Source organism: Pseudomonas syringae pv. coryli str. NCPPB 4273 (assembly GCF_000972175.1).
GTDB lineage: Bacteria > Pseudomonadota > Gammaproteobacteria > Pseudomonadales > Pseudomonadaceae > Aquipseudomonas > Aquipseudomonas syringae.
On record NZ_AWQP01000058.1, the window covers coordinates 1 to 11037 of the forward strand.

General features: G+C 60.8%; 11 protein-coding genes. 7 read left to right on the plus strand and 4 right to left on the minus strand.

From position 1 onward, the window contains the following. Window positions 1-222: 222 nt before the first annotated feature. The 3 genes from P406_RS21620 to P406_RS21630 form a co-directional block, all read right to left on the minus strand. Window positions 223-993: a molybdopterin-dependent oxidoreductase gene (locus P406_RS21620; protein WP_003417766.1), complete on the minus strand. Its 771-nt coding sequence runs from the start codon at window positions 991-993 to the stop codon at window positions 223-225. Then, on the minus strand, window positions 990-1610 hold the full coding sequence (locus tag P406_RS21625) for a cytochrome b/b6 domain-containing protein (protein WP_032699143.1): 621 nt from the start codon (window positions 1608-1610) through the stop codon (window positions 990-992). The genes P406_RS21620 and P406_RS21625 overlap by 4 nt, the downstream gene beginning before the upstream one ends. A 74-nt stretch (window positions 1611-1684) precedes the next feature. After that, window positions 1685-2290: a hypothetical protein gene (locus tag P406_RS21630; RefSeq protein WP_046237334.1), complete on the minus strand. Its 606-nt coding sequence runs from the start codon at window positions 2288-2290 to the stop codon at window positions 1685-1687. A 170-nt stretch (window positions 2291-2460) separates the two neighbouring features. Here P406_RS21630 and P406_RS21635 point away from each other — a divergent pair, with 170 nt between their 5' ends. Then, window positions 2461-3150, plus strand: a complete 690-nt coding sequence (locus tag P406_RS21635; protein ID WP_002554192.1) for a heavy metal response regulator transcription factor — start codon at window positions 2461-2463, stop codon at window positions 3148-3150. Next, window positions 3129-4517 carry a heavy metal sensor histidine kinase gene (locus tag P406_RS21640; protein ID WP_046237335.1) on the plus strand — a complete coding sequence of 463 codons (1389 nt, stop codon included), beginning with the start codon at window positions 3129-3131 and terminating at the stop codon, window positions 4515-4517. Before P406_RS21635 ends, P406_RS21640 begins: the two co-directional genes overlap by 22 nt. Window positions 4518-4536: 19 nt before the next feature. Here the strand turns inward: P406_RS21640 and P406_RS21645 are convergent, their stop codons facing one another. Beyond that, entirely contained in the window at window positions 4537-5205 is a 669-nt protein-coding gene (locus tag P406_RS21645) for a polysaccharide lyase family 7 protein (protein WP_011268396.1), read from the minus strand. A gap of 538 nt (window positions 5206-5743) precedes the next feature. Here P406_RS21645 and P406_RS21650 point away from each other — a divergent pair. From P406_RS21650 to P406_RS21670, 5 genes are read left to right on the plus strand one after another with little or no spacing between them, the layout of a single operon-like run. Next, entirely contained in the window at window positions 5744-6196 is a 453-nt protein-coding gene (locus P406_RS21650; RefSeq protein ID WP_046237336.1) for a MarR family winged helix-turn-helix transcriptional regulator, read from the plus strand. Then, window positions 6193-8280 (plus strand): FUSC family protein, encoded by a 2088-nt coding sequence (locus P406_RS21655; protein ID WP_046237337.1) that lies wholly within the window; start codon window positions 6193-6195, stop codon window positions 8278-8280. Before P406_RS21650 ends, P406_RS21655 begins: the two co-directional genes overlap by 4 nt. Continuing rightward, a complete protein-coding gene (locus tag P406_RS21660) occupies window positions 8277-8486 on the plus strand; it encodes a DUF1656 domain-containing protein (protein WP_003315925.1) in 210 nt (69 codons plus the stop codon). The genes P406_RS21655 and P406_RS21660 overlap by 4 nt, the downstream gene beginning before the upstream one ends. Further along, complete coding sequence (locus P406_RS21665) at window positions 8483-9367, plus strand: efflux RND transporter periplasmic adaptor subunit (RefSeq protein ID WP_003417775.1); 885 nt, start codon at window positions 8483-8485, stop codon at window positions 9365-9367. Before P406_RS21660 ends, P406_RS21665 begins: the two co-directional genes overlap by 4 nt. Beyond that, window positions 9364-10797, plus strand: coding sequence for an efflux transporter outer membrane subunit (locus P406_RS21670; protein ID WP_046237338.1), 1434 nt, complete (start codon window positions 9364-9366; stop codon window positions 10795-10797). The genes P406_RS21665 and P406_RS21670 overlap by 4 nt, the downstream gene beginning before the upstream one ends. The last annotated feature ends 240 nt before the right edge of the window (window positions 10798-11037 follow it).

The following is an 11037-nucleotide window of genomic DNA, read 5'->3' on the forward strand; positions in this document are numbered from 1 at the left end:
AACCCGACGAAGTCGGGCCGGAAACGGAGCCAGGGGCTTTGGTCACTTTGGCCCCTTCAAAGTGACTCGCCGAGGGGCGAAAAGGTGACTTGAGCCGAACGCCAATCCACCTGACATCCCAAAACCACTGTGTGACGCAGAGCGTCACGAACGGCATTCCCACGCGGAGCGTGAGGAACGATAATCTCACTACCGCCATCGTGCGACGCTCTGCGTCAGCTCCTAGATCCCGCTGAACCAGTTGTACCCCTGATCCTCCCAATACCCCCCAGGATTCTCGTTACTGACGAAAATCTCCACGATGTGCTTGGGATTCTTGAAGCCAAGCTTGGTCGGCACCCGCACCCGCAACGGGTAACCGTAATCAGGTGGCAGCGCCACTTCACCAAAGTCCAGCGCAAGCAACGTCTGCGGATGCAGCGCAGTGGGCATATCCAGACTTGAGTAATAGCGGTCAGCGCACTTGAAACCGACAAAACGCGCCGTCGTGTCAGCGCCGATGTACTCCAGGAACGTCTTCAGCGGCACGCCGCCCCACTGCCCTATCGCACTCCAGCCCTCGATGCAGATCAACCGCGTGATGTCCGTGCGTTGCGGCAGTTTGCGCAGCGCCTCCAGCGTCCACGGCTGCTTGTCCCGCACCAGCCCCGACACCGCCAGCTGGTAATCGGAAAGATCCAGCTCCGGCACATTGTATTCAGGGTAGAACGCATTGAACGGGAACGGATTGGTCAACTGCGCCTTGCTGTAGGTCGGCGCCAGCTTCTGGCCGTTGAACAGCCAGGCCTGAACCCGGTCATTCCAGCGCGACATGGCCCACAGCACCTTATCGACCTGATCGCCATCCTGCAGGTTACAGCCCGTGAGCATCGACATTGCGCCCACGGTCAGCCCCGCGCGCAGAAACGAGCGGCGCTGGATATCGACCAACTGACGCTGCTGCGCAGGCTCGAGAATGATGCGCTGAGTCGTACGCTTACGAGGTTCGTTCATGATTGCGCAGTTCCGTCTTCGTTCGGCTGGCGGCCGCCGGTTATCATCGGCAGCAAGGTACTGGGCACCAGCACGACCAGCAGCAGATGGACGATGACAAACGCGCCGATGGAGGTCATCGCACCGAAATGAACCCAACGGGCGAAATCGAATCCGCCCAGCAGACTGACCAACCCCTGAAATTGCACCGGTTTCCAGATGGCCAGGCCGGACAGCACCACCAGCACACCCATGGCCAGCACTAGCCAGTACATCAACCGTTGCACGGCGTTGTAACGGCCTTTGACGTGGACCAGTCGAAAACGCAACGCGTCACTCATGTCACGCGTCACTTCGGACGGTCGAACCGGCAGCAGGTCGCGTTTGAAGTGGCGGCTGAACACGCCATACAGCACATAAATCAGACCGTTGATGACCAACAGCCACATCACCGCGAAGTGCCAGGCAATGGAACCGCCCAGCCAGCCGCCGAGTGTCAGAAATTTGGGAAAGGTGAACGGCATCAGTGGCGAGGCGTTGTAGATCGCCCAACCGCTCATGAACATACAGACCATGCCCACGGCATTGACCCAGTGGGTCAGGCGCACCGGCCACGGATGAATGGGGCGGGTTTTCATGTCGAGATCCCTCTGATCAGGCATGGAAAAGGCCATCAGAGGCAGCCTTGCGCCCCTGACAGCCCTGGCGGTGATTACATCGGCGGTGTGAAACCGCCCTTGCCGACGGCCACACCACGAGCGGACTTGCCGTCGTCAGCCGGGAACACCACAACCTTGGCGCCCTTGCTCAACTGGTCGACCTTGCCTGGCTCGACGTAGGCGATAGGCACATCCTGCGGCACAATCAATTTCTTCTCGCCGCCCTTGTAATTGACGGTCAGCGTGCGGCCATCGGCGCCAGCCAACGTGCCAACGGTGCCATTGGTCATGGTGCCGGTGCTGCCATCAGCGTTTTCCCAGCCATAGTGACCTTCGCCGCTGCCTTTGAGGCTCGCCTCAAAAACGGTCACTTCCAGCGCTTTCAGGGTGCCGTCCGCCTGCGGGATGGCAGCCGAACCGACAAAGCTGTCGTCTTTGATTTGCTTGAAGTCAGCTTCGGACACAAGACGAATACCGGTCTTGTCAGTCAGCTTGATACTTTCGTGCTGACCCGAGCGAGTGGTGAAATCGAGGGTGTCGGCGCTGACGCTGTCGACGGTCCCACGCATCGGTTTGACCACCTTCATGTCGGCAGCCTGGGTCATGACAGCGGCACTGAGCAACAGCAGGCCGAACGTAGTAGAGAGTGCAGTCTTCATCGGTACTTCCTTGGCAGGTGAGATCTGAAACCCATCTTTGCACCGCTACCGGCACCGCAGAATGACCGGGCAATGACATTTTTGTCATTCGTCGGACACCTTGTCGGCAACTCGTTAGACTCCGGCATCGGCGCACCATGGGTGCAGGCAAAAGCGTAGCGGACAAAACGATGCATATCCTGCTGATTGAAGATGACACCAAAACCGGCGAGTACCTGAAGAAGGGTCTGGGTGAGTCCGGCTACAAGGTGGACTGGACCCAGCACGGGGCCGACGGCCTGCACCTGGCGCTGGAAAACCGCTATGACCTGATTGTGCTGGACGTGATGCTGCCGGGCATCGACGGCTGGCAAATCATCGAAGTACTGCGCGCCCGGCAGGACGTGCCAGTGCTGTTTCTGACCGCGCGCGACCAGTTGCAGGACCGGATTCGCGGCCTGGAGCTGGGCGCCGACGATTATCTGGTCAAGCCGTTTTCCTTCACCGAACTGCTGCTGCGCATCCGCACCATCCTGCGCCGGGGCGTGGTACGCGAGGCGGACCACTTTCATCTGGCCGACCTTGAGCTGGACCTGCTGCGCCGCCGGGTGACGCGCCAGCAACAGGTCATTGTGCTGACCAACAAGGAGTTCGCTTTGCTGCACCTGTTATTGCGCCGCGAAGGCGACGTACTGTCCAGGGCACAGATTGCCTCGGAAGTCTGGGACATGAATTTCGACAGCGACACCAATGTCGTGGACGTCGCCATCAAGCGCCTGCGCAGCAAGGTCGACCTGCCCTACCCGGTCAAGCTCATCCACACCGTGCGTGGCATCGGTTATGTGTGCGAGGTGCGCCCATGCGACGCCAGCCTTCCCTGACCCTGCGTTCGACCCTGGCCTTTGCCCTGGTGGCGATGCTCACCGTCAGCGGCGCAGGCCTGTACCTGTATCAGTCCATCGAAGAAACGGTCATGCAACGCAGCGACCATGCCGTGCTCGCGCGGCTGGACCACTTTCGCAAGCTGCTGCGCTATGACCTGACCATGGACAACCTCAAGGGCAGCCCGCAGCTGTTCGAGAACATGCTCGACAGCGAAGAAGACATCTTCATCATCGGCGAACCGGGCAAGTCACCGGTGATATCGGTCAACCCGCAGCACGCGCCTCTGCCGGAGCTGCCGACCGTGGCGCAAGATCAGCCGCTGCGGGTCGACGACCTGCGCAGCGGCATGAGCCTGCAAGGCGTGCCGTTACGCGCTGCTGCCGTGCAGGTGATGTCCAACGGTGTCGAAGTACGTTTGCAGGCCGCGCACCTGATGGTCAAGGAAATGGCCATGCTCGCCAGCTTCCGTCAGCGCATCTATATAGCCGTGGCCCTGGCGTTTCTGATCACCGCAGCCCTGGGTTATGTGCTGCTGCGTCGCGGCTTGCGTCCACTGCGCAGAATGGCCGCCCATGCCGCCGCAATCACCCCGGCCAGCCTGCACAAACGCCTCGACAGCAGCGATACGCCCGTCGAGCTGCAACAACTGAGCGACGCCTTCAACGCCATGCTTGACCGTCTGGACGATGGCTACCGGCGCCTGATGCAGTTTTCTGCCGATCTGGCCCACGAAATCCGCACACCGGTCGGCTCACTGATGGGCCATTGTCAGGTCGCCTTGCGCCAGAACCGCAGCGCCGATGAATATCAGGCGCTGCTGGCCTCCAATCTGGAAGAGCTGGAGCGCATCTCGCGGCTGGTGGAAAGCATTCTGTTTCTGGCACGGGCGGACGAAGCCCAGGCCGCGCTGGAACGTCAATCGCTGGATCTGCATGATGAACTGCAACGGGTCGCCGGCTATTTCGAGGGGCTGGCCGAAGAACGCAACCTGACCCTGAGCACCCACGGACAGGGCACGCTGCTGGCCGATCCGATTTTGCTGCGGCGTGCATTGAGCAATCTGGTCGCCAATGCGATTCGCTACGCTGATGAAAACAGCGAGATTCTGATGCGGGTGACGGCTGTGGACAGGCACTGGAAGATCGATGTGGAGAACCAGGGACCGGTGCTGCCGGAGGCCACCCTTGCACGCTTGTTCGATCGTTTCTATCGCGGTGACGCCTCACGCCATGAGCGTTCGGATTCCAACGGCCTGGGGCTGGCGATCGTCACGGCAATCATGCAACTGCACGGCGGTCGGGTCGAAGTCGCTCAACCCGCCGTCGGCAGAATCTGCTTCAGCCTGATATTTCCAGCGGCCTGAAGCCTGCAGTGCGCAAGGATCAATTCTTTTTCTCGTGGGCAATGGCCAGCTTGTAGAAGGTGGCCGAGCCGCCTTCCGTGGTGTAGCCGGTATTGTCCTGGGTATAGACCCCTGCCTTGAAGTAGAACAGTTTGCTGGCCCAGGCTGAATCCAGCTTGGCGTACCAGACTGCGTCAAAGGCATTCACCGTCAGATCGCCAGACGGCGACAGGTTGATGGTGTAGTTGAACTGCTTGTTGAGCGGCACACCTTGCGCGATGTTGATGACCTCGATTTCCGAGTCCGGCGTACGACGAAACTTGGCGACGATGTTGCCGGTCTGCAGCTTCTCCTTGTACTGATACTCCACCTTCAGCAGCGGTTCGGTGCTCTGGTAGCAGTGGATCTGACCGATCACGATCTTGCCGCTGGAAGGCACCTGATCGACTTCCAGGGTCGCGCGCAGAAAGTTGTCGGCACTGGAGTAGGCCCAATTGAAGACTCTTCCGTCTGAAGTCGTCTCGCGCAATTCGGAACGCGGGTACTTGGCGTTTTCGGTGGTTGAACCCGTCACCGGCGCCCAGAAAAACAGCGTATCCCCGGATTGAAAATAGCCATCCCGATAGCCCTTTACCAACTTGGGGGTTTCGATAATGGTCGCGGGGCTTCCGACAGGTACGGAGAGATTCCAGGTAGCAAGGTCGATCATCGCGTAGCTCGCAAGGTGCGCATCGCGCACCAACTGAATGGCTCTGAAACGGGTGTGCTGGCCCGTTTGGTCATCCAGACTATCGGCTGAATCGTTTATTTTTTAAACAGCCTCGACAACGCTTTGGCGTCAACAAACCGTCTAAAAATAGCCAATGCCATCACTGCGATATCAATTGTTGCGATGCAGCCATGTGCCACTGTCGAGCTACAAGCGTTGATTAACGTGAAGAAGTGTTTTGTGAAGCGCGTCATTTTTTTGAATGTGTCGAGGCCGATACAGCGCAAAAAAACGCAAATTACCGACAGACGGTAGCAATTATCTTCTTCAGAAATGAACTTCCGCTACTTGAAGCTGACCAAGGCGACCCTTTTAGAGCGTCCCGTCTTCTCGAAACGCGCTTTTAACGGGTTAGAAAGAAAGCGCCTCCGCCGGGCAGCTTCGGGTTGACTGTAAGCAGTTGTTACGAGATATTAGTTAGCAAGCTATTTATCTCCCTACTAACAATATCGCTCCTAACTAAATTCCTGGTGTTTTCATGTCTGTCGAATCCCTGCATCGGACAATCAGCAGTGGCCTGGTGGCCGCGTCTCGCCAATGGCGACGCATTTGCCAGAACACGCTGGTGACCTATGGCATTTCCGAAGCCTGCGCAGGACCGTTGCTGGCCATTGCACGCTTGGGCGATGGCGCACATCAGGTGAAAGTGGCCCAGGCGGCAGGTATGGAAAGTCCGACGCTGGTGCGTCTGCTCGACCAATTGTGCAAGGCCGATATCGTTTGTCGCACCGAAGATCCGAATGACCGCCGCGCCAAGGCCTTGAGCCTGACGCGCAAAGGTCGCGCACTGGCGTGTGCCATCGAAGCCGAGCTGACCCGCTTGCGTGCCGAAGTGCTGCACGGGCTGCAACCTGCCGACCTGGAGGCCACCTTGCGGGTGTTACAGGCGTTTGCCGATGCGGCGCAGCGCGAACACGGGGGCCAGGCTTGAACGGATTTTTCTCCAGCGTTCCACCTGCACGCGACTGGTTCTACGGTGTACGCACCTTCGGCGCGTCGATGCTGGCGCTGTACATCGCATTGTTGATGGAAATGCCCCGCCCCTACTGGGCAATGGCCACGGTGTACATCGTCTCCAGCCCCTTCGTCGGCCCGACCAGTTCCAAGGCGCTGTACAGAGCGGCCGGAACCCTGGCCGGTGCTGCGGCCTCGGTCGTGCTGGTGCCCATGTTCGTGCAGACACCCTTGTTGCTGGCCATCGTGGTCGGGCTGTGGACCGGCACCCTGTTGTTTCTGTCCCTGCACTTGCGCACCGCCAACAGCTACGCATTGATGCTGGCCGGCTACACCATGCCGCTGATTTCGCTGCCAGTGGTCGACAACCCGCAAGCTGTATTCGACATCGCGGTGTCGCGTACCGAAGAGATTTTTCTCGGCATCATCTGCGCCGCTGTCGTGGGTGCGATGTTCTGGCCCAGACGCCTGGCACCGGTGTTTCAGGCCACCACGGAAAAGTGGTTCAGCGACGCCGCGACCTACAGCCAGCGCTTTATCAGCCGCACATGTCAGCCCGAAGAAATCGGTACGCTGCGCAACTCGATGGTCGGCAGCTTCAACTCACTGGAAATGATGATCGGCCAGTTGAGCCACGAAGGCGCCCGCAAGCAAACCGTGCGCAACGCCAATGAACTGCGCGGCCGGATGATCCACCTCTTGCCGGTCATCGATGCGCTGGATGACGCGCTGTGGGCGCTGGAGCGACGCACGCCCGAGCTGCTGGCCAGCATCAAGCCCTTGTTGCAAAAGGCTTGCGACTGGCTCGAAAGCACTGCCGATGGGCCGCAGGTGGAGCAATGGCAGCAGCTGCACCGCGATCTGCAGAGCCTGCAACCGGACTCCGCGCAACTGGACGACCGCGACCAACTGCTGCTTTCCAATACGCTGTTCAGGCTGGGTGAATGGATCGACCTGTGGCTGGATTGCCGAACCCTGCAATACGCGATCAAGACCGACGACCAGTCACAGTGGCGCGCGGTCTACCGCCACTGGCGCCTGGGCCGTCTGACGCCGTTTCTCGACCGCGGTCTGATGCTCTATTCAGTGACTTCGACGGTGCTGGCGATCATCGCCGCGTCGGTGTTGTGGATTTTGCTCGGCTGGAAAGACGGCGCCAGTGCTGTGGCACTGGCGGCGGTGTCGTGCAGCTTCTTCGCCGCCATGGACGACCCTGCTCCGCAAATCTACCGGTTCTTTTTCTGGACCCTGCTCTCGGTGGTGTTCGCCAGCCTGTACCTGTTTGTGGTGCTGCCCAACCTGCATGACTTCCCGATGCTGGTGCTGGCCTTTGCCGTGCCGTTCATATGCGTCGGGACCCTGACCGTGCAGCCGCGCTTCTTTCTCGGCACGCTGCTGACCATCGTCAACACCTCGTCGTTCATCAGTATCCAGAGCGCTTATGACGCGGACTTCATGAACTTCCTCAACGCCAACCTGGCGGGTCCTGCCGGGCTGTTGTTCGCCTTCATCTGGACCCTGGTGTTCCGCCCGTTCGGCGTCGAACTGGCGGTCAAGCGTCTGACCCGTTTCAGCTGGCGTGACATCGCCAGCCTCAGTGAAAACGCTTCGCTGGCCGAGCATCGGCGCATGGGCGTGCAAATGCTCGACCGCCTGATGCAGCAACTGCCGCGCCTGACGCTCACCGCCCAGGACACCGGGATTGCCCTGCGTGAACTGCGCGTCGCGCTGAACATGCTCGACCTGCTGGCCTACACCCGCCGCGCCACGCCTGCTGCTCAGGTATTGCTGCGTCAGGTGATCGACGAAGTCAGCGGCTATTTCAAACAGTGCCGCAAGGCCGGTGAACGGCTACCCGCGCCCAGAGGCCTGCTGATGGCCATGGACCGCGCACGCCGTTCACTGACCGATCAGGAGATGGGCGACAGCCCGGCCCGACTGCACCTGCTGCATGCCCTCAGCGGCCTGCGCCTGGCCCTGCTGCCGGGGGTCGAAATCGTCACCGTGGGCGGCGAACTGACCGAGCAACTGCCGCACAACATCGATGGAGCGCCCCTGTGATCGGTGATCTGGACATCAGCGGGATCTTCATCCCCACGTTCCTGGCGATGATGGGCATCGCCTATCTGCTGTTTCTGGTCGTGCACGCGGTGCTGTCGCGTGCCCACTTCTACCGTCTGGTCTGGCACCGGGCTTTGTTCAACGTAGGTCTATACGCTTTGTTGCTCGGCGCCGTGGATACTCTAAGTCGATACCTGATGACATGAAAAAACCGATACTGACACTGGGCCGCGTGGTCCTGACCCTGCTGGTTGTCACCCTGGCCGCCGTGGTGGTATGGCGCATGGTGATGTATTACATGTATGCACCGTGGACGCGCGACGGGCATATCCGCGCCGACATCGTGCAGATCGCACCGGACGTGTCCGGGCTGATCCAGAAGGTCGACGTCACTGACAACCAGCCTGTGCACAAGGGCCAGGTCCTGTTCACCATCGACCAGGACCGCTTCCGCCTGGCACTGCGCCAGGCGCAGGCGACGGTCGCCGAACGTCAGGAAACCTGGGAGCAGGCACGCCGTGAGAACAAACGTAACCGTGGCCTGGGCAATCTGGTCGCCCGCGAGCAACTGGAAGAAAGCCAGTCGCGCGAGGCTCGGGCCCTTTCCGCACTCGGCGAATCAAAGGTTGCAGTGGACGCCGCGCAGTTGAACCTGGATCGCTCGGTGATACGCAGCCCGGTGGACGGCTACCTCAACGACCGCGCCCCCCGCGAACATGAGTTCGTCACTGCCGGGCGTCCAGTGCTTTCGGTGGTCGATTCGACGTCGTTCCACATCGACGGCTATTTCGAGGAAACCAAGCTCGACGGCATCCATGTCGGCCAGGGCGTCGACATCCGTGTCATCGGCGACAACGCGCGGCTGACTGGCCATGTGGTGAGCATCGTTGCCGGTATCGAAGACCGCGATCGCAGCAGCGGCTCGAACCTGCTGCCCAACGTCAACCCGGCCTTCAGCTGGGTGCGTCTGGCGCAGCGGATTCCAGTGCGGATTGCCTTCGATGACGTGCCTGCCGATTTCCGCATGATTGCCGGGCGTACCGCGACGGTGTCGATTATCGACGACACGCAGGAGCGCAGCCGATGAAACGTGCTTTACGCGTGGCCGCGCTCGGCTTTACCGCCGTGCTGTCGGCCTGCCAGATGGTCGGTCCGGATTACCAGTTGCCCAAAGACGGCGCGATCAATCGCCCTGACTTGCAGGGTGAACTGGCGGGTCGCTCGGTCAACACGGTTTCGGCCCCGGTGCCTGCGCACTGGTGGCGCCTTTACCAGGATGCGCGTCTGGATGAGCTGGTGCGCCAGGCCATCGCTTCTAATACCGACCTGCGCATCGCTGCCGCCAACCTGCAGCGTGCCCGCTATCAGACCTCGGAAGCCGAGGCGGCCGGCGGCTTTACCAACGGCGCGAAGATCGGCGCGCAGCGCGTGCAGGAGTCGGGCGAGGCGTTTCTGCTGACCGACAAGGTGCCGGTGGCCAATGTCGGCGACGTGGGTCTGACCACTTCGTACCAGTTCGATCTGTTCGGCACCTTGCAGCGTGGCATCGAAGCGGCGCAGGCCAATGTCGATGCCAATCAGGCGGCGGTCGATACGGCACGCATCACGGTGGTCGCCGATGTGGTGCGCGCCTACACGCAGATTTGTGCGGCCAATGAAGAGCTCGACATCGCCCGCGAATCGCTGGACCTGCAAAAACAGAGTGTGTCCCTCAACCAGCGCCTGCGCGATGCCGGGCGTGGCGATGAAACCCAGGTCACTCGTTCGCAGACGCAGTTCAAGTCATTGCGCGCCGAAATGCCCCGTTACGAGGCGCGCCGTCAGGCTGCGATGTTCCGCCTGTCGATGCTGCTGGCCAAACCTGTCGAGCAACTGCCCGCCGGGGTAAGCACCTGCAACCAGTTGCCGCAGATTGCGCAGGTCATGCCGGTGGGCGACGGCGCAGCGCTGCTCAAACGCCGCCCGGATGTGCGTCAGGCTGAACGCCATCTGGCGATGTCGACTGCCGAGATCGGTGTTGCCACCGGTGAGTTGTATCCGGACATCAGCATCGGCGCGAGCATTGGCACCACCGGCCTGATCGAGAACCTTGGCAAGCCGGCGGCCAATCGCTGGGGCTTCGGGCCGCTGCTGAACTGGACCATTCCGTCCAACGGCTCACGCGCCCGCATCCATCAGGCCGAAGCCTCGGCGCAAGCTGCGCTGGCGCGCTTTGACGGTGTGGTGCTCAATGCCATCCGGGAAACCCAGACCGGTCTGGCGCAATACACCGCCCTGCTCGACCGCCGCGACGCGCTCAGAGAAGCCGAGCAATCCGCCAAGGAAGCGGCTGACCAGACGCACCGCTTCTATCAGGCCGGGCGCGCCTCGTTCCTCGCCGACCTGCAAGCCACGCGCACTTACACCGACGTACGCGCGCAGATGGCAGAGGCCAACACGCAGGTGGCGATGGGGCAGATCAATCTGTTTCTGGCTCTCGGCGGCGGCTGGGAGAAGGATGACGTGGCGCAGCAGTAGGATGGGCGTTCGCCCCGCCATCAGGCGTGGTTCGGATGGATTACGTCGCAATTTGCGTCGTCAGTGCCACCGAGATCGAAAAGCACTTTAGATGAGTCGGGCTAGAGGCACGGCCCGGAGCCTGATGACTGTCGTTCCTCACGCTCCGCGTGGGAATGCAGTTCATGACGCTCTGCGTCACAAAGCGGTTTTTCTTTTTCAGGTAGATTGGGGTTCGATTCAGGTCACCTTTTCGCCCCT